26 protein-coding genes are annotated in these 22,908 nt (G+C 73.7%); 11 read left to right on the top strand and 15 right to left on the bottom strand.

Features of this window, described 5'->3' with window-relative positions; translation table 11 throughout:
• Nucleotides 1-5: 5 nt before the first annotated feature.
• Complete coding sequence (locus D7231_RS04280; protein WP_241999593.1) at nucleotides 6-914, bottom strand: DMT family transporter; 909 nt, start codon at nucleotides 912-914, stop codon at nucleotides 6-8.
• Between the two features lie 122 nt (nucleotides 915-1,036).
• On the opposite strand from D7231_RS04280, the gene D7231_RS04275 reads away from it, so the two are divergent.
• Nucleotides 1,037-1,561, top strand: coding sequence for a hypothetical protein (locus tag D7231_RS04275; RefSeq protein ID WP_120753577.1), 525 nt, complete (start codon nucleotides 1,037-1,039; stop codon nucleotides 1,559-1,561).
• Between the two features lie 242 nt (nucleotides 1,562-1,803).
• On the opposite strand, the gene D7231_RS04270 is transcribed toward D7231_RS04275, so the two are convergent.
• Complete coding sequence (locus D7231_RS04270; RefSeq protein WP_120753576.1) at nucleotides 1,804-2,562, bottom strand: hypothetical protein; 759 nt, start codon at nucleotides 2,560-2,562, stop codon at nucleotides 1,804-1,806.
• 161 nt (nucleotides 2,563-2,723) lie between these two features.
• On the opposite strand from D7231_RS04270, the gene D7231_RS04265 reads away from it, so the two are divergent.
• Genes D7231_RS04265 through D7231_RS04255 form a run of 3 tightly spaced genes read left to right on the top strand, consistent with a single transcriptional unit; the run spans nucleotide 2,724 to nucleotide 5,818 of the window.
• The gene (locus tag D7231_RS04265) at nucleotides 2,724-4,019 is read left to right on the top strand and encodes a magnesium transporter MgtE N-terminal domain-containing protein (RefSeq protein WP_120753575.1); all 1,296 of its coding nucleotides are present in this window, start codon (nucleotides 2,724-2,726) and stop codon (nucleotides 4,017-4,019) included.
• Complete coding sequence (locus D7231_RS04260) at nucleotides 4,009-4,617, top strand: DUF1003 domain-containing protein (RefSeq protein ID WP_241999561.1); 609 nt, start codon at nucleotides 4,009-4,011, stop codon at nucleotides 4,615-4,617. Before D7231_RS04265 ends, D7231_RS04260 begins: the two co-directional genes overlap by 11 nt.
• 43 nt (nucleotides 4,618-4,660) lie before the next feature.
• On the top strand, nucleotides 4,661-5,818 hold the full coding sequence (locus tag D7231_RS04255; protein ID WP_120753574.1) for an Mrp/NBP35 family ATP-binding protein: 1,158 nt from the start codon (nucleotides 4,661-4,663) through the stop codon (nucleotides 5,816-5,818).
• A 48-nt stretch (nucleotides 5,819-5,866) separates the two neighbouring features.
• Here the strand turns inward: D7231_RS04255 and D7231_RS04250 are convergent, their stop codons facing one another.
• From D7231_RS04250 to sigE, 6 genes are all read right to left on the bottom strand, one after another.
• Nucleotides 5,867-6,055, bottom strand: a complete 189-nt coding sequence (locus D7231_RS04250) for a YegP family protein (protein WP_120753573.1) — start codon at nucleotides 6,053-6,055, stop codon at nucleotides 5,867-5,869.
• A gap of 136 nt (nucleotides 6,056-6,191) precedes the next feature.
• Complete coding sequence (locus D7231_RS04245; protein ID WP_120753572.1) at nucleotides 6,192-6,887, bottom strand: hypothetical protein; 696 nt, start codon at nucleotides 6,885-6,887, stop codon at nucleotides 6,192-6,194.
• Nucleotides 6,888-7,005: 118 nt separating this feature from the next.
• Nucleotides 7,006-7,461, bottom strand: a complete 456-nt coding sequence (locus D7231_RS04240) for a sec-independent translocase (protein WP_120753571.1) — start codon at nucleotides 7,459-7,461, stop codon at nucleotides 7,006-7,008.
• Nucleotides 7,462-7,594: 133 nt separating this feature from the next.
• A complete protein-coding gene (locus D7231_RS04235) occupies nucleotides 7,595-9,409 on the bottom strand; it encodes a trypsin-like peptidase domain-containing protein (protein WP_120753570.1) in 1,815 nt (604 codons plus the stop codon).
• A 107-nt stretch (nucleotides 9,410-9,516) separates the two neighbouring features.
• Nucleotides 9,517-10,311 carry a zf-HC2 domain-containing protein gene (locus tag D7231_RS04230; RefSeq protein ID WP_120753569.1) on the bottom strand — a complete coding sequence of 265 codons (795 nt, stop codon included), beginning with the start codon at nucleotides 10,309-10,311 and terminating at the stop codon, nucleotides 9,517-9,519.
• Complete coding sequence (gene sigE, locus D7231_RS04225) at nucleotides 10,308-11,084, bottom strand: RNA polymerase sigma factor SigE (protein WP_120753568.1); 777 nt, start codon at nucleotides 11,082-11,084, stop codon at nucleotides 10,308-10,310. Before sigE ends, D7231_RS04230 begins: the two co-directional genes overlap by 4 nt.
• A gap of 153 nt (nucleotides 11,085-11,237) precedes the next feature.
• Between sigE and D7231_RS04220 the strand changes: the two genes are divergently transcribed.
• Nucleotides 11,238-11,903 carry an O-methyltransferase gene (locus D7231_RS04220; RefSeq protein WP_120753567.1) on the top strand — a complete coding sequence of 222 codons (666 nt, stop codon included), beginning with the start codon at nucleotides 11,238-11,240 and terminating at the stop codon, nucleotides 11,901-11,903.
• A 140-nt stretch (nucleotides 11,904-12,043) separates the two neighbouring features.
• Here D7231_RS04220 and D7231_RS04215 read toward each other — a convergent pair whose 3' ends face one another.
• Complete coding sequence (locus D7231_RS04215; RefSeq protein ID WP_009997451.1) at nucleotides 12,044-12,211, bottom strand: DUF3117 domain-containing protein; 168 nt, start codon at nucleotides 12,209-12,211, stop codon at nucleotides 12,044-12,046.
• Nucleotides 12,212-12,531: 320 nt separating this feature from the next.
• Between D7231_RS04215 and chcB the strand changes: the two genes are divergently transcribed.
• Nucleotides 12,532-13,332 (top strand): 2-cyclohexenylcarbonyl CoA isomerase, encoded by an 801-nt coding sequence (gene chcB, locus D7231_RS04210; RefSeq protein WP_120753566.1) that lies wholly within the window; start codon nucleotides 12,532-12,534, stop codon nucleotides 13,330-13,332.
• Between the two features lie 49 nt (nucleotides 13,333-13,381).
• Here chcB and D7231_RS04205 read toward each other — a convergent pair whose 3' ends face one another.
• Both D7231_RS04205 and D7231_RS04200 read right to left on the bottom strand, forming a co-directional pair.
• Nucleotides 13,382-13,963, bottom strand: a complete 582-nt coding sequence (locus tag D7231_RS04205; RefSeq protein ID WP_120753565.1) for a DNA-3-methyladenine glycosylase I — start codon at nucleotides 13,961-13,963, stop codon at nucleotides 13,382-13,384.
• Nucleotides 13,960-14,343 carry a DivIVA domain-containing protein gene (locus D7231_RS04200; RefSeq protein ID WP_228775291.1) on the bottom strand — a complete coding sequence of 128 codons (384 nt, stop codon included), beginning with the start codon at nucleotides 14,341-14,343 and terminating at the stop codon, nucleotides 13,960-13,962. The genes D7231_RS04205 and D7231_RS04200 overlap by 4 nt, the downstream gene beginning before the upstream one ends.
• Before the next feature lie 98 nt (nucleotides 14,344-14,441).
• Between D7231_RS04200 and folP the strand changes: the two genes are divergently transcribed.
• Complete coding sequence (gene folP, locus D7231_RS04195; protein WP_120753564.1) at nucleotides 14,442-15,302, top strand: dihydropteroate synthase; 861 nt, start codon at nucleotides 14,442-14,444, stop codon at nucleotides 15,300-15,302.
• Between the two features lie 34 nt (nucleotides 15,303-15,336).
• On the opposite strand, the gene D7231_RS04190 is transcribed toward folP, so the two are convergent.
• Both D7231_RS04190 and dapE read right to left on the bottom strand, forming a co-directional pair.
• The gene (locus D7231_RS04190) at nucleotides 15,337-16,086 is read right to left on the bottom strand and encodes an LOG family protein (protein WP_030366155.1); all 750 of its coding nucleotides are present in this window, start codon (nucleotides 16,084-16,086) and stop codon (nucleotides 15,337-15,339) included.
• A 134-nt stretch (nucleotides 16,087-16,220) separates the two neighbouring features.
• Nucleotides 16,221-17,300 carry a succinyl-diaminopimelate desuccinylase gene (dapE, locus tag D7231_RS04185; protein ID WP_120753563.1) on the bottom strand — a complete coding sequence of 360 codons (1,080 nt, stop codon included), beginning with the start codon at nucleotides 17,298-17,300 and terminating at the stop codon, nucleotides 16,221-16,223.
• Between the two features lie 89 nt (nucleotides 17,301-17,389).
• Between dapE and D7231_RS04180 the strand changes: the two genes are divergently transcribed.
• The gene (locus tag D7231_RS04180; RefSeq protein ID WP_120753980.1) at nucleotides 17,390-18,382 is read left to right on the top strand and encodes a VldE C-terminal domain-containing protein; all 993 of its coding nucleotides are present in this window, start codon (nucleotides 17,390-17,392) and stop codon (nucleotides 18,380-18,382) included.
• Between the two features lie 299 nt (nucleotides 18,383-18,681).
• Nucleotides 18,682-19,095 (top strand): ATP-binding protein, encoded by a 414-nt coding sequence (locus D7231_RS04175; protein ID WP_120753562.1) that lies wholly within the window; start codon nucleotides 18,682-18,684, stop codon nucleotides 19,093-19,095.
• Nucleotides 19,096-19,186: 91 nt separating this feature from the next.
• Here D7231_RS04175 and dapC read toward each other — a convergent pair whose 3' ends face one another.
• Nucleotides 19,187-20,284 carry a succinyldiaminopimelate transaminase gene (gene dapC / locus D7231_RS04170; RefSeq protein WP_120753561.1) on the bottom strand — a complete coding sequence of 366 codons (1,098 nt, stop codon included), beginning with the start codon at nucleotides 20,282-20,284 and terminating at the stop codon, nucleotides 19,187-19,189.
• Nucleotides 20,285-20,373: 89 nt separating this feature from the next.
• Nucleotides 20,374-20,703, bottom strand: coding sequence for a ferredoxin (gene fdxA / locus D7231_RS04165; RefSeq protein ID WP_030366150.1), 330 nt, complete (start codon nucleotides 20,701-20,703; stop codon nucleotides 20,374-20,376).
• A 114-nt stretch (nucleotides 20,704-20,817) separates the two neighbouring features.
• Here fdxA and D7231_RS04160 point away from each other — a divergent pair, with 114 nt between their 5' ends.
• Both D7231_RS04160 and D7231_RS04155 read left to right on the top strand, forming a co-directional pair.
• Nucleotides 20,818-21,831, top strand: coding sequence for a GNAT family N-acetyltransferase (locus tag D7231_RS04160; RefSeq protein WP_120753560.1), 1,014 nt, complete (start codon nucleotides 20,818-20,820; stop codon nucleotides 21,829-21,831).
• A 215-nt stretch (nucleotides 21,832-22,046) separates the two neighbouring features.
• On the top strand, nucleotides 22,047-22,883 hold the full coding sequence (locus D7231_RS04155) for a transglutaminase family protein (RefSeq protein ID WP_120753559.1): 837 nt from the start codon (nucleotides 22,047-22,049) through the stop codon (nucleotides 22,881-22,883).
• The last annotated feature ends 25 nt before the right edge of the window (nucleotides 22,884-22,908 follow it).

Raw genomic sequence — 22,908 nt, 5'->3', positions numbered from 1 at the left:
CCTCTTCAGCCCTTCTTCGCCGCGCGGTCGGCCATGATGACGAGGCCCAGGCCGGCCATGATCACCGCCAGCGCCGGGTAGGACGCGGCCGGCGGGGTCTGCCCCAGCCACAGCGCCGCGATCAGGGCCGCGCCCGGCGTCTCCAGCAGGATCGCCGTGGAGGTGATGGACGGGCCGAGGCCCTTGACCACGCGGTTGATCAGCGAGTGGCCGAGCAGCTGCGCGGTGACCGTCAGGACCGCCAGCTTCAGCCAGGTGCCGCCGTCGTAGCCCCCGAGGGACGCGCCGGAGACCAGGCACGCGGCGAGCAGCAGGACGGTCGTCGTCCCGTAGCAGACGTAGCTGTACGTGACCGTGCCGACCGTACGGCGCACCTCCGCGCCCAGCAGCACGTAGCCGGCGGCGGTCATGCCGCCGAAGAGGGCGAGCGCGTCCCCGGCGAGGGCGCGCGAGGACAGGGACAGGTCGACGCCGGTCAGGATCACCACGCCCAGGAAGGCGAGGGCGGTGCCCGCCCACACCAGCGCGGGCGGGCGGTGGCCGCGCAGCCGCATCAGGAGCGTCGTCCAGATCGGGGTCGTGGTGACCAGGGCGGTCGAGGAGGCGACCGACGTCATCTGGAGGCTCGGCAGCCACACCCCGAAGTGCACGGCCAGCAGCGCGCCGGCGGCCACGGCCAGGAGCAGGTTCCGGCGGCCCAGGGAGAAGAGCTCGGCGCGGTGCCGGGTGAGGGCGAAGGGCGAGAGGGCGCCCACGGCCATGGCGTTGCGCCAGAAGGCGATGGCCAGGGCGGGCGCGGCGGTCGCCGCGATCAGGGGGGCCGAGAGCGAGATGCCGGAGATGGCGATCGCGAGCAGGAAGAGGTCCGTACGGACGGTGGGGTGGGGGTGGAGGTCGGCGCGGGGCTGGGAAATCGCCCCGCCCGCCTTGGGCAGGGCTTCACGGCGCGTACGGGCACTGGTCACGCGTCCAGGGTAGGTCTCCTGCTCGTACGGGCCACCGCGCGTCCCACGGGCCGCCGCATAAGGTAGGCGGCATGACACAGACGCAGGCGCTGCTCGACCAGGCGCTCATCGAGGAGGCCACGAAGAAGTCCGGCCTCATCTGGGTGCGGGGACCGGTGGGTCCGAGCCGTGCGCTGTGGCACGTGTGGCACGAGGGTGCCGCCCATGTGGTGGGCGGGCCCGGCGAGCAGCCGCTGGACGGGCTCGGGCTCGCCGACGGCGGCGAGGCGACGGTGACCGTCCGCAGCAAGGACAAGGGCGGGCGCCTGGTGTCCTGGGACGCGCGGGTCACCGAGCTGCCGGCGGGGAGCGAGGCGTGGGAGGCGGCGGTCGGCGAGCTGAAGGCGAAGCGGCTGAACGCGGCCGACGCGGAGCGGGTCACCGAGCGGTGGGCGAAGGACTGCCGCGTCCTTCGCCTGGAGCCGTCCGGGACGACGGCGCCGCTCCCCGGCACGTCCCTGACCGCGGTCCCCCTCCCGACCCCGGCCACGACCCGCCACCCGATGCCGGCGGCCCTGCCGAAACTCCTCCGAAGGAGCACCCGGGGCAAGCGCTAGCCACGCCTCCCTCCCGCCACAACGGCGCCCAGCCGGAGCGAGCCTTTCCGGCGGTGCCGGACCCGGCTTGCGCATGGCTCGGCACCGCCGGGCACGTCGTCGACGCTTGCTCGTCGTCGCGGCGGAAATCAGCTGGCGCGGCCAGGACGCGATGGGTGCTGCGGCACCAACCCCCGCCGCAACGGCGCTCAGCCGAAACGCGCCTGACCGGCGGTGCCGGACCCGCCCCCGCCCGTGAGGGACTACTTCGCCGGACCCGGCAACGGCGCGCCCTCGCCCGTGGACGGGATGCGTTTGCCGTAGTCCACGACATCCTGCTTCGGTGGGGCCGTCAGGGCGAAGTCCTTGCCCCAGTCGGACAGTTCCAGCTGCCCCGCGCCGCCCGCGCGCTGGACGCGCAGGGGGTACGGGTCGCCCATCAGCGAGACGTCGAGCTTCCCGCCCGAGCCCCCCGCGCCGTCGACCCGGATGGTCCGGGCGCCCCCCACCGTGCCGTGGTCGCCGCGCGCCAGCTTGCCGTGCAGGGCGATGAGGCCGTCCAGCAGGACGTTCTTGTCGGTGAAGCCCTTGAACTGCGCGTAGGCCGGGTCCCCGGCCGGCACCTTGACGTACTTCTTCTCCAGCTTGCCCGCGGCCGCGGCCCCGTCCCCCTTGTCGCCCCGCGACCAGAACGCCGCCGGCGCCTTCAGGAAGAGCTCGTCGCCGACCCGCAGCAGCTCGAACGTGCTGGCGTCGGAGGCGACCCGCCCGGTCCCCCCGTCCCGCTTCAGCCGCATGTCGAGCTTGTACGTACGCCCCTGGCTGACGACGCTGCCGGAGAGGTGGACGGCCGAGGCGTCCCGCGCCGCCGTCCGCGCCTTGTCCTGGATCTTCGCCGGATCGAGCTTGCCGACCCCGTTGGTCCCGGCGTCGGGGTCCTCCGCCGCGCCGCCGCAAGCGGTCAGGGCCACGGACAGGCCGACGCACAGCGCTCCCACGAGAGCGGCCTTCCGGGTACGCACGTCGCTCCTGCCTCCTGTTCAGCGGGGGGAAGTAGGGGGCAGCGTACCCGTGCCCGGCACAGGCGGAAGGCAGCAGTCCGGACGGCCCCCTCTCCCGCGCCGGGGAGAACCCGGTCACGTTAGCCTGAACCGGACACCGGACCACGGAGGAGGTGCGCGGCATGGCGGCAGGCGCCCACCGGGTCTTCGTGTCGCACCTCTCGGGCGTGGCGGTCTTCGACCCCAACGGCGACCAGGTCGGCCGCGTCCAGGACCTCGTCGCGATGCTCCGCGTCGGCGGCCGCCCGCCCCGCGTCCTCGGCCTCGTCGTGGAGGTCGTCAGCCGCCGCCGGATCTTCCTGCCCATGACCCGGGTGACGGGCGTGGAGTCCGGCCAGGTGATCACCACAGGGGTGGTCAACATGCGCCGCTTCGAGCAGCGCACCACCGAGACGCTGGTGCTGGGCGAGCTCCTGGACCGGCGCGTACGTCTGGTCGACGGGGGCGAGGAGGTGACCGTCCTGGACGTGGCGATCACCCAGCTGCCGGCCCGCCGCGACTGGGAGCTCGACAAGGTCTTCGTGCGCCGCGGCAAGGGCGGGGCGCTGCGCCGCAAGGGAGAGACCCTCACGGTGGAGTGGTCGGCGGTCACGGGCTTCTCCCTGGAGGAGCACGGGCAGGGCGCGGCGAGCCTCCTGGCCACCTTCGAGCGGCTGCGCCCCGCCGACCTCGCGAGCGTGCTGCACCACCTCTCCCCCAAGCGCCGCGGCGAGGTCGCGGCGGCGCTCGACGACGACCGGCTCGCGGACGTCCTGGAGGAGCTCCCGGAGGACGACCAGATCGAGATCCTCGGCAAGCTCAAGGAGGAGCGCGCCGCGGACGTCCTGGAGGCCATGGACCCGGACGACGCGGCCGACCTGCTCTCCGAGCTCCCGGAGGAGGAGAAGGAGCGGCTGCTGGCCCTCATGCAGCCGGGCGAGGCCGCGGACGTGCGCCGGCTCCTGGCGTACGAGGAGCGCACCGCGGGCGGCCTGATGACCACCGAGCCGATCGTGCTGCGCCCGGACGCGACGGTCGCCGACGCCCTCGCGCGGGTGCGCAACCGCGACCTCTCCCCCGCCCTGGCCGCACAGGTGTACGTGTGCCGGCCGCCGGACGAGACCCCCACCGGCAAGTACTTGGGGACGGTCCACTTCCAGCGGCTGCTGCGCGACCCGCCCTTCACCCTCGTCGGCTCGATCGTGGACACCGACCTGCGGCCCCTCCCGCCGGGCACCCCGCTGCCGGCCGTCACGAGCTACCTGGCGACGTACAACATGGTCGCCGCGCCGGTGGTCGACGAGAGCGGCTCCCTGCTGGGCGCGGTCACCGTCGACGACGTCCTGGACCACCTGCTGCCCGACGACTGGCGCGAGACCGAGCTGCACCACGGCGCACCGGGCATGACCGAGCTGCCGGAGGCCGCCGATGGCCGGTAACGACCGCGGGCGCGAGGCCGACCGGCCCGGGCACCGGCCCGACCGCGCCGAGCGCGTGCGGGCGCAGGCGGAGGCCGTCCACCCGCACCCCCACCCGCGGCCGCGCGTGCGCCTGGACCTGCCGCGGGTCCGGCGGCGCGCCTGGCTGCCGGAGTACGACCCGGAGGCGTTCGGGCGGACGTCGGAGCGGATCGCCCGGTTCCTGGGGACGGGGCGGTTCATCGTCTGGATGACGGTCGTCATCATCCTGTGGGTCGTGTGGAACACCACGGTCCCCGGGCACCTGCGGTTCGACAACTACCCCTTCATCTTCCTGACCCTGATGCTGTCCCTCCAGGCCTCCTACGCGGCGCCGCTGATCCTCCTCGCGCAGAACCGCCAGGACGACCGCGACCGGGTCAACCTGGAGCAGGACCGCAAGCAGAACGAGCGGTCGATCGCGGACACGGAGTACCTGACCCGGGAGATCGCCTCGCTGCGGATGGGGCTGGGCGAAGTGGCGACGCGGGACTGGATCCGCTCGGAGTTCCAGGACCTCGTGAAGGAACTGGAACAGCGTCGCGTATTCCCCGCGGAGAGTGAGGAACGCGACCGCTGACGGCCCTTTCCGGAGGCCCCCTCACGCGCCGTACCATCTCCGTATGGCTACCGACACGAACGGAACGTCTCCGAGCGAGGACGCGGTCCGCGCCGCGCTCGCGACGGTGAACGACCCCGAGATCCAGCGACCCGTCACCGAGCTGGGGATGGTCAAATCGGTGGAGATCGCGGCGGACGGTTCGGTTGCCGTAGAGATCTACCTGACGGTCTCCGGCTGCCCCATGCGGGAGACGATCATCAGCCGCGTGACGGACGCCGTCGCGCGCGTCGAGGGCGTCACGGGCGTGACCGTCGGGCTCGACGTCATGAGCGACGAGCAGCGCCGCGAGCTCGCGGCCTCCCTGCGCGGCGGCACCGCCGAGCGCGAGGTGCCCTTCGCCAAGCCCGGCTCGCTGACCCGGGTGTACGCGGTGGCGTCCGGCAAGGGCGGCGTCGGCAAGTCCTCCGTGACGGTCAACCTGGCGGCGGCCATGGCGGCCGACGGCCTGAAGGTCGGCGTCGTCGACGCGGACATCTACGGCCACTCCGTCCCGCGCATGCTCGGCGCGGACGGCAAGCCGACCCAGGTCGAGAACATGATCATGCCGCCGTCGGCGAACGGCGTGAAGGTCATCTCGATCGGCATGTTCACCCCGGGCAACGCCCCGGTGGTGTGGCGCGGCCCGATGCTGCACCGCGCGCTCCAGCAGTTCCTCGCGGACGTCTACTGGGGCGACCTGGACGTCCTCCTGCTCGACCTGCCGCCGGGCACCGGCGACATCGCGATCTCCGTCGCGCAGCTCGTGCCGAACGCCGAGATCCTCGTCGTGACGACGCCGCAGCAGGCGGCCGCCGAGGTCGCCGAGCGCGCCGGCTCGATCGCCGTGCAGACCCACCAGAAGATCGTCGGCGTCGTGGAGAACATGTCCGGGCTGCCGTGCCCGCACTGCGACGAGATGGTCGACGTCTTCGGCACGGGTGGCGGTCAGATGGTCGCCGAGGGCCTCACCCGCACGACGGGCACGAACGTGCCGGTGCTGGGCTCGATCCCCATCGACGTCCGCCTGCGCGAGGGCGGCGACGAGGGCAAGCCGGTGGTCCTGACGGACCCGGAGTCCCCCGCGGGCGCGGCGCTGCGCGCGATCGCGGGCAAGCTCGGCGGCCGCCAGCGCGGCCTGTCCGGGATGTCGCTCGGCATCACGCCGCGCAACAAGTTCTGACCCGGTGCGCCGGCGGGCCCGGGCAAGGGCCCGCCGACGGCACTGCGGCTATGCCTGGTGGCCCAGGTCCTTCACGGGCGCCGAGGCCGCGTTCTGCTTCACGGACTCGATGCCCTTCTCACAGGCCGCCTTGCTGTTGTACGACTCGCCGACGGCGATGATCTCGCCGTTGCCGGCCTTCAGCCGGTAGCGGTACTTGCCACCCTTGTCCTCGTACATCTCGAACTTGCCCGACATGGCACCTCACCTCTCGGAGTGCTGCCCCCTGCCGGGAATTCAAGCCCGGCACGGCGGCGCGCGCAGCCCGGGTGGGCCCGGCGGGTGACCCGGCGGGTGACCTGGTCGCCCGCGGGAGCAGCCACGGAGGCGGCCGTCAGCCCTTATACGCCGTGATGTCCTTGATCACCGAGAAGCCCATGCCGTACGCGCTCATGCCCCGGCCGTACGCCCCGATGTGGACCCCCTCCGCCGAGCCGGCGAGCACCCAGCCGTACTCCGACTCGCGGTAGCGGAAGTCCGTCGGCACGCCGTCCACGGGCAGCGACAGCGTCGACCACGCGGAGTCGTCCAGGTGGTCCGCAAGCTCCCACGCGAGGGCCGTCTGCTGGTCGAGCCAGTCCTGCCGCAGGGCGCGCTCCATCTGCGCCGGCCACGTGCACGACAGCAGCCCCGAGCCGGCCAGCCAGGCCGCCGAGGAGACCGAGGTGGCCTCCAGGACGCCCGTGCCGTCGGCGCTGCGCCGGCCGGGGCGGCTGGCCACGGTCACGACGACCGTGAAGCGCTGCTTGGCGGCGTGCGGATCGGCCCGCTCGATGCGCAGCGTGGGCTCCTCGCCGTGGCCCGTCGCACCGTGCTCCACGGTCCCGTCGGCGGCGGCGCCGACCTGCATCAGCCAGCGCGGCCCGGTGTAGGCCTCGTCCAGGCCGTACCAGGGGAACGAGGCCAGCAGATAGCCGTCGACCGCCCGCCGGGTGCCGAGCCCGCCCTCCGCGTCCTTGGCCGCGGCGTCCACGGCGGACGCGTCGGCCGTGCCGGCCCCTTGAGCCCCAACCCGACTCGTCGTCTCCATCTGCGCGGCGCCTCCTCGTTGCCCGGTGTCCTGGGCGAGCCCGCCCCCCTAGGACGACTTCACCCCAAACAAAGGGAGGATAGCCACCCCCGTCAATGGCGCAGGGGATGCGCGGTACTCAGGTGGCGTCGGAGTCGAACGGAGGGCGCTCCCCCGGCTCGGGCTTCCGGGGCTTCTTGAGCAGGTCCGGCCGGGCGGGCGAGCCGCCGTCCGGAGAGGACGGGGCGGAGCCGGGCGCCGCGGCGTCGCCCGTACGGCCGTGCACGGCGTCGGCGACGTCGGTCATCTCCGCCTTGAGGTCGAAGCCGTTGCGGATCTCCTTCAGGCCGAGCTCGTCCTTGTCCAGCACGTGCTTGCGGACGAAGGTCTTCGGGTTGAGGTCCTCGAACTCGAAGTCCTTGAACTCGGGGCCCAGCTCGGAGCGGATGTCCTCCTTGGCGCTCTCGGAGAACTGCCGGATCTTGCGCAGCGTGCGCGACACGTCCTGGATCATCTTCGGCAGCTTGTCCGGTCCGAAGATGAGCACAGCGAGCACCACGAGCGCGACCAGCTCGAGGGGTCCTATGTCGAGCACGTTGAAGCTCCTTGATGCGTCAATGGCCGACGGTCCAGGCCACCTATCACGGTACCTGGCCCGGCGCGGCCTGAGGGATACGCCCGGGCCAACATCAGGCCAAAGGCGACGTCGGGGCGGGGCCCGGGGAGGCTCAGCGGGCGCTCGCGGAGCCGAGGGTCAGGTCGACCGACCGGTCCGTGCCGTCCCGCTCCACGGTCAGGGTGAGGTGGTCGCCGGGCCGGTGGCTGCGGATCTTGACGATGAGCTCCTGGCCGCTGTGCACGGCCACGCCGTCGACCTTCTTGATCACGTCGTGCGGGCGGAGGCCCGCCTTGTCGCCGGGGCCGCCGGGGGTGACCGCCGGGTTGTCGCCGTTCTTCGTGTTCACCCGTGCCCCGTCGCCCGAATACCCCATGTCCAGGGTGACGCCGATGACCGGGTGCGTGGCCTTGCCGGTGTTGATGAGCTCTTCGGCGACCCGCTTGGCCTGGTTGATCGGTATGGCGAAGCCCAGGCCGATGCTGCCGCCCTGGCCGCCGCCGAGGTCGCCGCTGTCGCCCGCGGAGCGGATGGCGCTGTTGATGCCGATGACCCGGGCCTCCGAGTCCACCAGCGGGCCGCCCGAGTTGCCCGGGTTGATGGGGGCGTCGGTCTGCAAGGCGTCGACGTAGCTGACGTCGCTGCCGTCGCCCTTCCGGCCGCCCGCCGTGATCGGGCGCTCCTTGGCGCTGATGATGCCCGTGGTGACCGTGCCCGCGAGGTCGTACGGGGCGCCGATCGCGATCACCGAGTCCCCGACGCGCACGGAGTCGGAGTTGCCGAGAGCGAGCGGGGTCAGCCCGGACACGCCCGACACCTTGATCACCGCGAGGTCGTAGCTGCTGTCCCGGCCGACGACGGCCGCCTTCGCGGTCTGGCCGCTGCTGAACGTCACCGATATGTCGCCGGCGGAGCCGGCGGGCTCCACGACGTGGTTGTTGGTGAGGATCCGGCCGTCCTTGTCGAGGACGAAGCCGGTGCCGGTGCCCTGGTCGCTGCCGCCGCGGACGTGGATCGTCACCACGCCCGGCAGGGTGCGGGCGGCGATGCCCGCGATGCTGCCCGGCGCGCGGGCCGAGCGGTCGGCGCCGGCCTGGGGCAGCTCCACGTGGCGCCCGATGGTGCCGTCCCGCTCCAGGAACGCGCCGACTCCGCCGCCGATGCCGCCGGCGACGAGCGCCACGAGCAGGGCTCCGGCGACGAGCCGCCCGCGGCGGCGCGGGCCGGCCGGGCCCGCCGGGGCGGCGCCCCACGGGTCGTACCGCCAGGGCCCGCCGACGGGCGGGTAGGGCGGCGGGGGCACGGGGGCGCCCGATGCGGGCGCCATGCCCGCGGAGGGCATGGGAGTGCCGTGTCCGGGCGCCATGCCCGCGGGAGGAACAGGGGTGCCATGCGGGGGCGTGACGGGAGGTGCGGGCGTGCCGTGCGGCGGCGTCATGCCCACGGGCGGTACGGGCGGCAGCACGGTGCCCTGCGGCGGCGTGACCGGCCGCTGCACGGGCGGCGCGGGCGCCCACGGCCCGGGCTGCCCGTAGGGGGGCGTGCCGTAGGGATCGGGGGCGTGGCGCGGGATGCCCTGGGCGGACGGGCCGGGCGCCGGGGCCTGCGACTCGTACGCGGGCAGCGGGCGCGTGGCGTCGACGGGGGCCGCGCCCGGCCCGGGGCCGGGCGCACGGGAGGCGCCGCCCTCCTGACCGTACGCGGGCAGGGGGCTCGTGACGGCCTCCGCCGAGTGCGCGGACTCGGCGGTCGCGCCCGGGGCGGGCTCCTGGCCGTACGCGGGCAGGAGGCTTGTCTCCGGCTCCGGCGGGGTCGCCGGGGCCGGGTCCAGGAACTGCGGGTCCTCGTGCCGGCCCGCGGCAGCGGAACGCGGGCGGCTCCACCACTTCGGCCCGGGCGCGGCGGCCCGCGGCTTCCCCTCGTCCATCTTCTCCCCACCGTTCGCCGGAGGGCGCACGGCATCGCCGGAGGATGCGCGGCCCACTGGAATTCAACCAGGTCTGCGCGGGCGTGCGCAGGGGGCCCGCGCGGGGATCAGCGCCGGGCGGCGTCCGCCGCGGGCTGAGCCGGCGCCGAGTGGCCCGCCCGTATCAGCGGGGGCAGCGGCGGCGCGGCGGAGGGCCGCAGCAGGGAGACCTCCCGCACCGGCACGGCGCCGGACGAGCCGGGTCCTGTCTGGCCGCCCTGCGAGGACGTGCGGGTCAGGCGCCGGCGCTCCTCGCGGGCACCGCCGGACGGGGCCGAGAGCGGGGTGGTCGCCGTGCGGGGGTTCTCGGCGCGCGGGCTCTGCGGGCCGGTGACCGAGGCCAGGGGCGACGCGCCGCCGAGGGCGAACGCGGCGAGCGAGACGGCCCCGGCCGCGGCGAAGGCGATCCGCCGCCCCCGTATGCCGCCGCGCGGCGGCTCGGGCATCTCATGGATCCGGAAGCCGCCCTCGCGGGGCCGGGCGCCGGGCCGGACGCCGCCGGGGAGCAGCCCGAGGGGTGCCAGGGCCTCAGCCCTGGCGGCCGGGCCGGCTTTTCCCGGCCCTCCGGCACCCTCGCGGCCCTCCGGGCCGTCGCGGTCGGCTCCGAGGGGGGCGTGGGGATCGCCCCCGGCCAGGCCCTGGAGCTTGGCCAGGAAGCCCTCGGAGAGCGGCGGGGGCGCCGCCTGGGCGAACACACTTTTGAGCCGGCGCTGAGCGTCGGCTTCGGCTTTGCAGTTCCAGCAGGTGGCGAGGTGCGCGAGCACTCGCTCCCGAGAGTCGTGTCCCAACTCCCCGTCGACCAGGGCCGCGAGGCGGTCGCCGAGATGGTGCTCGGCGGGGGACTGACCGCCTGAACCGGTCACGCGATCCCGACCTCCCCACTCAGCGGAACGCCGGCGGCCACACCCGCCACGGCGCGCTGCTCGGCCCGGGCGGCGGGCGAGCGGTGCTGAAGCGCCTTGCGCAGGTGGGAGCGGCCGCGGTGGATGCGGCTGCGGACCGTGCCGAGCTTCACGCCGAGCGTCGCGGCGATCTCCTCGTACGAGAGTCCTTCGATGTCGCACAGGACGACGGCGGCGCGGAACTCCGGGGCGAGCGTGTCCAGCGCCTGCTGGACGTCCGCGTCGAAGTGCGTGTCGTTGAAGTGCTGCTGGGGGGAGGGCTCGCGGCTGGGGAGCCGCTCCGCGGCGTCCTCGCCGAGCGCGTCGAAGCGGATGCGCTGGCGTCGCCGGACCATGTCCAGGAAGAGATTGGTGGTGATGCGGTGCAGCCACCCCTCGAACGTGCCGGGGGTGTACGTGGACAGCGACCGGAAGACCCGGACGAAGACCTCCTGCGTGAGGTCCTCGGCGTCGTGCTGGTTGCCGGTGAGGCGGTAGGCCAGGCGGTAGACGCGGGCACTGTGCGTGCTGACGATCTCCTCCCAGGTGGGAGGCGTCCACGCCTGCGAATCCGCATCGGTGGCGAAGGTCGCGGTCTGTGCGGAGTCTTTGGTGCGCGAACGGTCAGCGGTCTTGGTCACGGATTTCGGCTCGCCGGCGGACCTGCGAAAGCGCTTCAGCACTCCCCGACGGTCGTCGGCCGCAGCCGCACCTCCCCTGTCGGCTCTGGTGGTGTCCAGTAGAGCCCCTACCATATCCATCCTGCCCGTTAGCTCCGGATAAGGAATTTTGACCTGCATTTGGCCTTGATCCCCCCGCCCTTCCCGGCATCCCCTCCGTTTGCCCTCCCTTCCCCTCAACGCCCGGTCCCATCTGCGGGTTCCCGTGGTCAGCGGATACAGTCACGGTTGCGTCGACTACGGGGACAGGAGAGGGCCATTACCGGCAACCGGCAGACGAGCTGGGCGTTCGCCGATGCGTTCGTCGCCGAGGACGAGGCGCTGCGCTGGGCCCGGGACCGGGCCGTGGAGGCAGGCCTGCGCTCGGTGTCGTCCGGCACCGGCGCGGCGCTGCGCCTGCTCGCCGCGGCCGTGGACGCCAAGGCGGTGGCCGAGATCGGCACGGGCACCGGCGTCTCCGGCATCCACCTCCTGCACGGCATGCGGCCCGACGGCGTGCTGACCACGGTGGACGCGGACCCCGAGTGCCAGCAGTTCGCCCGGCAGGCGTTCCGCGCCGCGGGCTTCGCGGGCAACCGCGCGCGCTTCATCCCCGGCCGCGCCCTGGAGGTGCTGCCGCGCCTGGCCGACGGCGGATACGACCTGGTGTTCTGCGACGGCGACCGGCTGGAGTGCCTGGACTACCTAGCCGAATCGTTGCGCCTGCTGCGGCCGGGCGGCCTCGTCTGCTTCGAGGGCGTCTTCGCCGACGGCCGCACGGTGGACTCCGCGGCCCAGCCCGCCGAGGTGCAGCGGCTGCGCGAGCTGCTGCGGGCCGTGCGGGAGTCCCGGGTGCTGGTGCCGTCGCTGCTGCCGGTGGGCGACGGCCTGCTGTGCGCGGCGCGGCGCGGCTGAGGCCGCGCGGGCGCGCCGTACGGGCGGCCGCCGGCCCGGGCCTACGCCCCGCCGACGGCCCCGGCCCGGATGCACCACTGCCCCGGCAGCCGGTACGAACCGGCTGCCGGGGCAGCGTAAGAACGGTGGTTCGGCGTGTGTCAGCCGACAACCTTCTTCAGGGCGTCTCCGAGGGCCTCGGCCTCATCCGGGGTCAGCTCGACGACGAGCCGACCGCCGCCTTCGAGCGGAACCCGCATGACGATGCCCCGCCCCTCCTTGGTCACCTCGAGCGGGCCATCGCCCGTCCGCGGCTTCATGGCCGCCATGCTCGTTCCCCTTCCTGAAACCAGCTCATCGTCAGCCGACGGCCCCACGACAGGCCCGCGTCACCGGCATCGAACACATTGCTTCCAGGCCATTATCTCGCATCGCGTGACCCAATGAACAACATCGGTCCGTATCCCTTCGGCAACGCGATCGCACAAAACCCCTCAATTCGGCGATCGGACTGCGATACTGCGCCGCCCCGGCCATGAATCCATGGCCGGATTCTTTGACGCAGGTCACATATCGGCTGCCGGTGATCTCCGGCATGCTGAGCCCTGAACGCCGCCCGCAGGGCTTGCGACGAGGGAGGGAACGCACCATGGCCGACTCCGTGCTCTACGAGGTGACGGACGGACTCGCGACGATCACGCTGAACCGTCCCGATGCGATGAACACGCTGAACACCGGGACGAAGGCGGCTCTGCGCGATTCCCTGGAGCGTGCGGGCGCGGACCCGGCCGTACGGGCGGTGCTGCTGACCGGCACCGGGCGCGCCTTCTGCGTCGGGCAGGACCTCAAAGAACACGTCGAATCGCTCGCCGCCGACCGGGAGCACGGCACGCAGCGGACGATGACGACGGTCAAGGAGCACTACAACCCCATCGTCACGGCCATCGCCGGCATGCCGAAGCCGGTGGTCGCGGGCGTCAACGGAGTCGCCGCCGGCGCGGGAGCGGGCTTCGCCTTCGCCGCCGACTACCGCGTCGTCGCCGACAGCGCTTCCTTCAACACCTCCTTCGCGGGCGTCGCCCTGACCGCGGACTCGGGCGTCTCCTGGACGCTGCCGCGCCTCGTCGGCCACAGCCGCGCCTCTGACCTGCTGCTCTTCCCGCGCAGCGTGCCAGCTCAGGAGGCGTACGAGCTGGGCATCGCCAACCGGGTCGTCCCGGCGGCGGAGCTGGCGGCCGAGGCGGAGGCCGTCGCGCGGCGGCTTGCGGACGGGCCGACCGCGGCCTACGCCGCGATCAAGGAGTCCCTCGCCTACGGAGCGGGGCGGCCGCTGGCCGACGCCCTCGCCAAGGAGGACGAGCTCCAGTCCCGTGCGGGGGCGTCGGAGGATCACGCCATCGCGGTGGACGCGTTCCTGAAGAAGGAAAAGCCGAGGTTCGTGGGGCGCTGACCCGTACGGGAGGACCGGGCCCCGGCCCGGCGCCCCCCGGCACCGGGGTTCAGCGGGCGTGGCACCCCTTCAAGTGGTCGTTCACCAGCCCGCACGCCTGCATCAGCGCGTACGCCGTCGTCGGCCCGATGAAGCGGAAGCCACGCTTCTTGAGGTCCTTGGCCAGGGCCGTCGACTCCGGTGTGGTCGCCGGGACGTCCGCGGCCGAGCGCGGCGCGGCCGCGGCCGGCTCCGGGGCGTAGGACCAGATGAGGGCGTCCAGCTCGCCGGGCGCCCACTCCGCCGCCACCCGTGCGTTGGCGATCGCGGCCGTGATCTTCGCGCGGTTGCGGATGATGCCGGTGTCGCCCAGCAGCCGCTCGGCGTCCGCGTCGGTGAAGGCCGCCACCTCGGCGATGGAGAAGCCGGCGAAAGCGGCCCGGAATCCCTCGCGGCGGCGCAGGATCGTCAGCCAGGACAGTCCTGACTGGAAGGCCTCCAGGCACATCCGCTCGTAGAGGGCGTCGTCGCCGTGCACGGGGCGGCCCCACTCGGTGTCGTGGTAGACGCGGTAGTCCGCCATGGACTCCGCCTCCAGGCCCCACGGGCAGCGTTGGAGGCCGTCCGGGCCGGTGATCAGGCCGCCGCTCATGCCTTCGTCTCCCCCTCGTCGTCGCCGGCGCCGCCGCCGGTCCTGCCCGCGGCCTGCGCGCCGCCGCCCATGGCCGCGGCCTGCGCCCCGGCCAGCGCCGCCTCCAGCTCGGCGATGCGGGCGTCGCGCTCGGCGAGCTCGGCGCCGAGGCGGTCCAGCGCCTCGTCCGTCTCGGCCATGCGATAGCCGCGCAAGGAGACCGGAAGGCGCAGGGTGTCGACGTCGGCGCGGGCCATGGGGCGGTCGGCGGGGAGCGGCCAGACGGTCCGGTCGGCGGCGGCCTCGGGCAGCGCCGCGCCGCTCCCGCCACCGGCGACGAACAGCGCGACCGCGGCGACCACCACGACCAGCGCGATGAGCAGGAACCAGAACACGACCATCTCCCCTGGAACACGGACTGCGATTCCGTCCACCCCGATCGTGCCATGCCGCACTGACAGTTAAGGTCGCTGGCGGACCACCGAGAGGGAGTAGGGACATGCTGCGGCTGGGACGACGCGAGTTCGATGCGCACGAGCCGGTGATCATGGCGATCGTCAACCGGACGCCGGACTCCTTCTACGACCAGGGTGCGACGTTCGGCGACGAGCCCGCGCTGGCCAGGGTGGAGCAGGCCGTCGCCGAGGGCGCCGCCATCGTCGACATCGGCGGGGTGAAGGCGGGGCCGGGCGAGGAGGTGACCGCCGAGGAGGAGGCGCGGCGCACGGTCGGCTTCGTCGCCGAGGTCCGCCGGCGCCACCCGGACGTGGTGATCAGCGTCGACACCTGGCGGCACGACGTGGGCGAGGCGGTGTGCGAGGCGGGCGCCGACCTGCTCAACGACGCGTGGGGCGGGGTGGACCCCGAGCTGGCGGAGGTCGCGGCCCGTTACGGCGCGGGCCTGGTGTGCACGCACGCGGGCGGCGCGGAGCCGCGCACGCGCCCGCACCGGGTGGAGTACGAGGACGTGATGGCGGACGTCCTGCGGGTCACGCTGGGGCTCGCGGAGCGCGCGGTGGCGCTGGGCGTCCGGCGCGACGGCATCATGATCGACCCGGGGCACGACTTCGGGAAGAACACCCGGCACTCGCTGGAGGCGACCCGGCGGCTCGGCGAGATGGCGGAGACGGGCTGGCCGGTGCTGGTCTCGCTGTCGAACAAGGACTTCGTCGGCGAGACGCTGGACAAGCCGGTGAAGGAGCGCGTGCTGGGCACGCTCGCGACGACGGCCGTCTCGGCGTGGCTGGGCGCGCAGGTCTACCGCGTGCACGAGGTCGCGGAGACGAAGCAGGTCCTGGACATGGTGGCGTCCATCGCGGGCCACCGCCCCCCGGCGGTGGCCCGGCGAGGGCTCGCGTAAACGAGGACCTCACGTCCCCGGGGGCCTGACCCCCTTACATCCCCGCTTCCTTCGTGACCAGCCGCACCGCCTCTTCCACGTCGTCCGTGACGTGGAAGAGGTGCAGGTCGTGCGGGCCGGCCTTGCCCTCGGCGACGATGGTGTCGCGGAACCAGTCGACCAGGCCGCTCCAGTAGGCGGAGCCGAAGAGCACGATCGGGAAGCGCGTGACCTTCTTGGTCTGGACGAGGGTGAGGGCCTCGAACAGCTCGTCCAGCGTGCCGAGTCCGCCCGGCAGGACCACGAATCCGCTCGCGTACTTCACGAACATCGTCTTGCGCACGAAGAAGTAGCGGAAGTCGACGCCCAGGTTGACGTACGGGTTGAGCCCCTGCTCGAAGGGCAGTTCGATGCCGAGGCCGACGGAGACGCCGCCGGCCTCCGTCGCGCCCTTGTTGGCGGCCTCCATCGCGCCGGGCCCGCCGCCCGTGATGACCGCGAAGCCCGACTCGACGAGCCCGCGCCCGATCGCGATGCCGGCCTCGTACTCCGGCGAGTTCCGCGGCGTGCGGGCGGAGCCGAAGACGCTGATGGCGGGTGGCAGTTCGGCCAGGGCCCCGAAGCCCTCGACGAACTCGGACTGGATGCGCATCACCCGGAAGGGGTCCTCGTGGACCCAGTCCGCGGCCCCCCTGGTGTCCAGCAGGTGCTGGTCCGTGGTGCCCGCCTGCATCTGGCCGTACCGGCGTACCACCGGCCCCCGGCGCTGCTCCCGCTGTGCGCGCGATCCTTCGGGATGTGCCATGCCGTGCTCCCTCCGCTGCCGATCGTTGCTGTTCAGCGTAGGCCCACGCGCTCGGCCTCCCGGCGGGTCACCGGAAGATCGACGGAAGATCGATGGAAGGACGACGGCAGACCGCCGGAAGACCGGCGGCGGGGTCAGCCGGCCAGCCAGGCCCGCAGCCGCTCCTCGCAGTCGTTGATCAGCGAGGCCCGGACGCGCTCGTCCCGCTTGTGGGCGAGGGTCGGGTCGCCGGGGCCGTAGTTGACGGCCGGCACCCCGAGCGCGCTGAAGCGGGAGACGTCGGTCCAGCCGAACTTGGGCTTGGGCGTGCCCCCGACGGCCTCGATGAACGCGGCCGCGGCGGGGTGGGAGAGCCCGGGCAGCGCGCCGGGCGACTCGTCGTCCACGACGATCTCGGCGACGCCGCAGTCCGCGAAGACCTCGCGCACGTGCTCCAGGGCCTGCGCGGGGCTGCGGTCGGGCGCGTAGCGGAAGTTGACCGTGACGGTGCAGGCGTCGGGGATGACGTTGCCGGCGACGCCGCCCTCGACGCGGACGGCGTTGAGGCCCTCCCGGTACTCCAGGCCGTCGATGACGTGGCGGCGCGGCTCGTACGCCGCGAGCCGGGCCAGGATGGGCGCGGCCGCGTGGATGGCGTTGCTGCCCATCCAACTGCGCGCGGAGTGGGCGCGCTCGCCGGTGGTGTGCAGGTGCACCCGGAGGGTGCCCTGGCAGCCGCCCTCGACCTGGGCGTCGGAGGGCTCCAGGAGGACGGCGAAGTCGGCGGTGAGCCACTCCGGGTGGGCGTCGGCGATGTGGCCGAGGCCGTTGAGGTGGGCGGCGACCTCCTCGTTGTCGTAGAAGACGAGGGTCAGGTCGCGGTTGGGGTCGGGCACGGTGGCCGCGATCCGCAGCTGGACGGCGACGCCGGACTTCATGTCGCTGGTGCCGCAGCCCCACAGGAAGCCGTCCTCGTCCAGCCGGGAGGGGACGTTGCCGGCGATGGGGACGGTGTCGATGTGGCCGGCGAGCACGACGCGCTCGGGGCGGCCCAGGTGCGTGCGGGCCACGACGTTGTTGCCGTGCCGGTCCACCGTCAGGTGCGGCAGCGCGCGCAGGGCGTTCTCGATGGCGTCGGCCAGCGGCTTCTCGCTCCCGCTGACCGACGGGAAGTCGACGAGCTGTGCGGTCAGGGCGGCGGCGTCGAGGGACAGGTCGAGTGCGGCGTCATCCATGCGGCGACTCTAGCCCGGCCGGTGCGGGCGGGGCCGGGCCGGAGGGCGGGACCCGGGCGCCGTCGGCACTCTCCAGTAACGTGGGCCGCATGTCCCGGATCTTCGTCACCCGACGTGGCCGTATGTTGCGCATCGTGGCCGCCTGTGCGGTGCTGCTCGCGCTGATCGGTTACGGGATCGCCCAGCTGGTGACGGGCGGCCCGGGGGCGCCGCGCTGCACGGTGCGCGCGGACGGCGCGTCGTACACCCTCTCGCCCGAGCAGGCGGTGAACGCGGCGACGATCTCGGCCGTGGGGGCCGGGCGCGGACTGCCGGAGCGGGCGGTGACGATCGCCCTGGCCACGGCCATGCAGGAGTCGGGGCTGCGCAACATCCACCACGGCGACCGGGATTCGCTGGGGCTGTTCCAGCAGCGGCCGACGCAGGGCTGGGGCAGCACGCAGCAGATCACCGACCCGGTGTACGCGGCGGGGAAGTTCTACGACCACCTGGTGCAGGTGCCGGGCTATTCGCGGCTGCCGCTGACGGTCGCCGCGCAGAAGGTGCAGCGCAGCGGCTTCCCGCAGGCGTACGCCAAGCACGAGCCGGACGCGTCGCTGCTGTCGTCCGCACTGACGGGCCGGCAGGCCGCGGCGTTCACGTGCACGACCAGCCCGAGCGACGGCAAGAGAGGCGACATCTCGGCGGTGCGGGCCAAGCTGCGCCGGGAGTTCGGCGAGACGGCGGTCCCGGCGGCGGACACGCTCGCGGCCGGGAGCGGCGGCGCGGGCGCGGCCGGGGGTGCCGCGGCGCGGACGCTGACGGTGCCCGTGCCGGACAAGGCGCCCGGCCCGGGCGAGCCGGCCGAGGGAGGCCGGGAGCGGCGCGGCTGGCAGCTGGCGTCGTGGGCGGTGGCGCACGCGAGCGAGCTGCGGATCGAGCGGGTGTCCTTCGGTGACCGGGTGTGGACGGCGGCGGATTCCCGGGACGGCTGGCGCGAGGACACGAGCGCCAAGGGGGCCGGGGGCTCCGGAGGACCGGCCGGGCCGGGGAATTCGGCGGGGAACTCCTCGCCCGAGGTACGGATCACGACCGCCCCGTAGACGCTCAGGAGTGCGAGCGGACCCCCCACCGGGGGTATGCACAACAGCCCCGCGCGATTGCCGGGCACCGCCCGCCCCAGGCGTCCGGATTTCTCGGAGTTTCCTTGTAACTAAAGGCTTGTAAGCCTTCCCGACGGGCATACTGCGCGCCCGTTTTGCCCCGCTATTAGGGGGACAGATAATGCGACGCATTGCCAACTCTTTACCGTGGCGTACCGCAACCTTCCGCGGATTCACGCGGTAGTCACTGCGTCCGCTCGCCGGACAGCCAACGTCCTCAACTCCGCCAAAGGAGCATCATGTCCCTCCCCCTGACGCGTCGGATCGCCCGGGCCGCCCTCCTGGTAGCTGCCGGTGCGGCACCCGTCATCGGCGCGGCCGGAGCGGCGAGCGCCGCCCCGCAGGCTCCCGACCTGACGAGCGGCCTGACCGCGGTGGACGGCGCGAACCTCGGCACCAACGTGGACGCGGCCGCCCACAAGGCCGGGGACACGGTGACGGGCGTCGGCACCAGCGCCATCAAGACCACCGTCCCCGGTGCGGCCGACGCCACCGGCAAGGCCGCCAAGACCGCCGCCCCCGCCGTCCAGAAGGTCGCCGGCGAGGCCGCGGGCACCACCTCCGGGCTCGCGGGCGAGGCCACCAAGACCGCCGGCGGCCTGAACGCCAAGGGCCTGCCCCTCGGCGGCGGCCAGCTCCCGATCGGCGGCTGACACAGCGCACGCACCGCACGCGAGAGGGCCCGGGAGATTCTCCCGGGCCCTCTCGCGATATCTCTCGCGGGCCGTTTCCCGCAGGTCGCGGCTATGCCGCCAGGCGGCGGACCGCAGCCTCCACGCGCTCGTCGGTCGCCGTGAACGCGATCCGTACGAACCGCTCCCCCGCCTCCCCGTAGAACACCCCGGGCGCCACGAGGATGCCGCGCTCGGCCAGGGCGGCGACGGTGTCCCAGCAGGGCTCGTCCCGCGTGGCCCACAGGTACAGCGAGGCCTCGCTGTGCTCGATCCGGAAGCCCGCCGCCTCGAAGGCGGCCCGCAGGGACGCGCGCCGGGCGGCGTAGCGCGCCCGCTGCTCGGTCACGTGCGACGTGTCCCCCAGGGCCACGGCCGTGGCGGCCTGCACCGGGGCGGAGACCATCATTCCGCTGTGCTTGCGGACCTGGAGCAGCTCGCCCAGGACGGCGGCGTCGCCGGCCAGGAAGGCCGCGCGGTAGCCGGCCAGGTTCGAGCGCTTGGAGAGCGAGTGGACCGCGACGATGCCCTCGTAGGAGCCGCCGCAGACGTCCGGGTGCAGGACGGAGACCGGCTCGGCCTCCCAGCCCAGCTCCAGGTAGCACTCGTCGCTGAACAGCAGCACCCCGTGCTCGCGGGCCCACGCGACGGTGCGGCGCATCTCGTCGGCGGTCAGCACGCGGCCGGTGGGGTTGGACGGCGAGTTGAGCCAGAGCAGCTTGAGGCCCGTGGGGTCGAGCTCCGTAGGGTCGTCGTAGACGACGGGCTCGGCGCCCGCGAGGCGCGCGCCCACCTCGTACGTCGGGTAGGCCAGCCGCGGGTAAGCGACCTTGTCGCCCGCGCCGAGGCCGAGCTGCGTCGGCAGCCAGGCCACCAGCTCCTTGGAGCCGACGATCGGCAGCACGTTGGCGTGCGTCACGTCGCGGGCCCCCAGCCGGCGCTCCACCCAGCCGGTCAGCGCGTCGCGCAGCTCGGCCGTGCCCCACACCGTGGGATAGCCGGGGCTGTCGGCCGCGTCGGTGAGCGCCCGCTGGATCAGCGCCGGTACGGGGTCGACGGGGGTGCCGACCGAGAGGTCCACGATGCCGTCGGGGTGGGCGGCGGCTTTCGCCTTGTACGGGGCGAGCCGGTCCCAGGGGAAGACGGGGAGGCGGGAGGAGACTGCGCTCACGGTGTTCGCTCTCTTGCTCTGGGGGTGACCGGAGATACGCCGCGGCCCCGCACGGCTGCGGCCGTACGGGGCCGGGGTGGCCGCTCGGGTCAGTGCTCCGGGTTGATGTCCGCGGGCAGCGCGGCGATGAAGGGGTGGTCGCGCTCGATCAGGCCGAGCTTCGAGGCGCCACCGGGCGAGCCGAGCTCGTCGAAGAACTCGACGTTCGCCTTGTAGTAGTCCTTCCACTCCTCGGGAGTGTCATCCTCGTAGAAGATCGCCTCGACGGGGCAGACCGGCTCACAGGCACCACAGTCGACACATTCGTCCGGGTGGATGTACAAGGACCGGGAACCCTCGTAGATGCAGTCGACGGGGCACTCCTCGATGCACGCCTTGTCCTTCACGTCGACACAAGGCTGCGCGATGACGTAGGTCACGCTGTCGTTCCTCCTCGGTAGGGCTCATCTCGCGCGGGAGCGCGGCGTCGTCGATGCCCACACCTAGTATCTCCGTTCCCGGGCACTTGACGAACAAGAGGGGCGAGGAGAGCTGTGGAATTCACCACGGGCGGACGGCTGGAAATCAGGATCAGTACCGCTGATGTGGGAAAAAGGGTATCCGTACGCCGTCTGAACCCTTCAGTAGGGTCTTCCGCGGGGTCCGCCGAGCGGTTCACGGACACCGTCGGCGTCCTCACCTCCTGGGAGGGCGGCGTGCTGCGGATCACACGGCGGACCGGAGAGATTGTCACGTTCGGCGAGGACGCGCTCGTCGCGGGCAAGGTGGTGCCGGCCGCCCCGCCCCGGCGGCGGGGTCCCGCCGCCACGGTGCGCGAGCTCCAGGAGACCGCCGCCCGCGGCTGGCCGGCCCGGGAGACCGCGCGCCTCGGCGACTGGACCCTGCGCGCGGCGGGCGGCTTCACCACCCGCGCCAACTCGGCCCTGCCGCTCGGCGCTTGCGGGCTGCCGCTGCCGGAGGCCGTGGACCGCGTGAGCGCCTGGTACGCCGAGCGCTCCCTGCCCGCGGCCATCCAGGTCACGACCGGCGACCCGGAGCGGGACGCGCTGCTGGACGCGGAGCTCGCCGGGCGCGGCTGGACGGCGGAGCGCCACGCCCTGATGCGGACGGCCGCGCTCGCCCCGATCGCCGACACCGGGGCCCCCACGGAACACGTGCAGCTGACACGTACCGCCGACGAGGCGTGGCTGCGCGCGTACGGGCGGACCGGCGCGAGCGCCGGGGACGCCCTGGCCGTGCTGGGCGGTGGGCCGTCGGTGTGGTTCGCGACGGTGCCGGGCGGGGCCGGCGGCCCGGCCGCCGTGGGCCGGTGCGTGGTCGACGGCCGGTGGGCGGGCTTCTCGGCGGTCGCCGTGCACCCGGACCACCGCCGGCAGGGGCTCGCCACGCAGGTCATGGCACGCCTCGCGGAGCGGGCCCTGAGCGAGGGCGCCTCGGCGGCGTACCTCCAGGTGGAGACGGACAACGGCGCGGCGGCGGCCCTGTACGACGAGCTGGGCTTCACGACGCACCACGCGTATCACTATCGCCGTGAGGCGCGTCCGTAGCACCGCGTAGCACTGCTTGCGGTGACCCCGTATTCCGCCGGACCCTCGCCGTCGTGGTGTGTCGCCGTCGCGGCGGGATCGAGAGGCCGGGCCTCTCTCCGCCGCGCGCAGGGCAGGAGAGTCCCGCCGCCACGGTGGGCACCACGACGGCGAGGGTCCGGCGGAATGCGCAGGCACCGGGACCGAAGCGCACCATAGAAACTGCGGAGGCAGCCATGTTCGATACCACCGGCCGGCGGCAGCGGTTCGCGGAGGCCGCGCGCGAGACGCGGCCCGACCTCGCCCTGCTGTGCCTGCTGATCGCCGGAGAGGCCGACCCCGAGGCGGGCGAGGAGGCGGTCGACGCCGCGCAGATAGAGCTGGACCGGCTCGCCGGGCTGCTCCCCGCCCTGGGCCGGCAGGCGCCCCCGCGGCGGTGGGCGGAGGCGCTGGCGGTCCTCCTCGGCGAGCGCTGCGGCTTCCACGGCTCCCCCGCCGACTACCGGCGGCTGGAGTCCTCGCTGCTCACGGAGGTGCTCCGGCGCCGCCGCGGGCTGCCGATCCTGCTGTCCGTGGTGTGGATGGAGGTCGCGCGGCGGGCGGGCGCGCCGGTGTACGGGGTGGCGCTGCCGGGCCACTTCGTCGTCGGCTTCGGCGAGCCGTACGGGCAGCACGTGCTGGCCGACCCCTTCGACGGCGGGCGGACGCTGTCCGAGGAGGAGGCGGGCCTGCTGGTGGCAGGCGCCACGGGCGCCCCGCTGGCCCCGTCGATGTTCTCCCCCGCGGAGCCGGCCGAGATCGTGCTGCGGGTCCTGAACAACATCCGCGCCTGGGCCGCGGCCCGGCCCGAGCGCAGCGACGTCCAGCTGTGGGCCGTCGAGCTGTCCCTGCTGCTGCCCAGCCACCCGGCCAGGCTGCGCTACGAGCGCGCCGAGCTGCTCGTGGAGCGGGGCGACTTCGTGGGCGGCGCGCACGAGATGGAGGAGTACGCGGAGGTCATCGACGCGCTGGAGCCGACGGTCGCGGAGACCGTGCGGCGGCAGGCGCGGGCGGCCCGGGCGATGCTCAACTGACCACCGCCCCGGCCGCGGGGCCCGC

It is taken from the genome of Streptomyces klenkii, from assembly GCF_003626645.1.
Lineage (GTDB): Bacteria > Actinomycetota > Actinomycetes > Streptomycetales > Streptomycetaceae > Streptomyces > Streptomyces klenkii.
Note: the sequence above shows the minus strand (reverse complement) of the source record. Positions and strands in the feature narration are given on the sequence as shown.

What these genes read in the sequence shown, in the direction of transcription:
- D7231_RS04235 (WP_120753570.1), bottom strand. Translation starts at nt 9,409, where the DNA reads ATGGACGAGGGGAAGCCGCGGGCCGCCGCGCCCGGGCCGAAGTGGTGG.
- D7231_RS04215 (WP_009997451.1), bottom strand. Translation starts at nt 12,211, where the DNA reads ATGGCGGCCATGAAGCCGCGGACGGGCGATGGCCCGCTCGAGGTGACC.
- D7231_RS04265 (WP_120753575.1), top strand. Translation starts at nt 2,724, where the DNA reads ATGGCGGCAGGCGCCCACCGGGTCTTCGTGTCGCACCTCTCGGGCGTG.
- D7231_RS04190 (WP_030366155.1), bottom strand. Translation starts at nt 16,086, where the DNA reads ATGGCACATCCCGAAGGATCGCGCGCACAGCGGGAGCAGCGCCGGGGG.
- dapE (WP_120753563.1), bottom strand. Translation starts at nt 17,300, where the DNA reads ATGGATGACGCCGCACTCGACCTGTCCCTCGACGCCGCCGCCCTGACC.
- D7231_RS04245 (WP_120753572.1), bottom strand. Translation starts at nt 6,887, where the DNA reads ATGGAGACGACGAGTCGGGTTGGGGCTCAAGGGGCCGGCACGGCCGAC.
- D7231_RS04275 (WP_120753577.1), top strand. Translation starts at nt 1,037, where the DNA reads ATGACACAGACGCAGGCGCTGCTCGACCAGGCGCTCATCGAGGAGGCC.
- D7231_RS04200 (WP_228775291.1), bottom strand. Translation starts at nt 14,343, where the DNA reads ATGGTCGTGTTCTGGTTCCTGCTCATCGCGCTGGTCGTGGTGGTCGCC.
- D7231_RS04175 (WP_120753562.1), top strand. Translation starts at nt 18,682, where the DNA reads ATGTCCCTCCCCCTGACGCGTCGGATCGCCCGGGCCGCCCTCCTGGTA.
- sigE (WP_120753568.1), bottom strand. Translation starts at nt 11,084, where the DNA reads ATGGTAGGGGCTCTACTGGACACCACCAGAGCCGACAGGGGAGGTGCG.
- D7231_RS04250 (WP_120753573.1), bottom strand. Translation starts at nt 6,055, where the DNA reads ATGTCGGGCAAGTTCGAGATGTACGAGGACAAGGGTGGCAAGTACCGC.
- chcB (WP_120753566.1), top strand. Translation starts at nt 12,532, where the DNA reads ATGGCCGACTCCGTGCTCTACGAGGTGACGGACGGACTCGCGACGATC.
- D7231_RS04260 (WP_241999561.1), top strand. Translation starts at nt 4,009, where the DNA reads ATGGCCGGTAACGACCGCGGGCGCGAGGCCGACCGGCCCGGGCACCGG.
- D7231_RS04180 (WP_120753980.1), top strand. Translation starts at nt 17,390, where the DNA reads ATGTCCCGGATCTTCGTCACCCGACGTGGCCGTATGTTGCGCATCGTG.
- folP (WP_120753564.1), top strand. Translation starts at nt 14,442, where the DNA reads ATGCTGCGGCTGGGACGACGCGAGTTCGATGCGCACGAGCCGGTGATC.
- D7231_RS04155 (WP_120753559.1), top strand. Translation starts at nt 22,047, where the DNA reads ATGTTCGATACCACCGGCCGGCGGCAGCGGTTCGCGGAGGCCGCGCGC.
- D7231_RS04205 (WP_120753565.1), bottom strand. Translation starts at nt 13,963, where the DNA reads ATGAGCGGCGGCCTGATCACCGGCCCGGACGGCCTCCAACGCTGCCCG.
- D7231_RS04255 (WP_120753574.1), top strand. Translation starts at nt 4,661, where the DNA reads ATGGCTACCGACACGAACGGAACGTCTCCGAGCGAGGACGCGGTCCGC.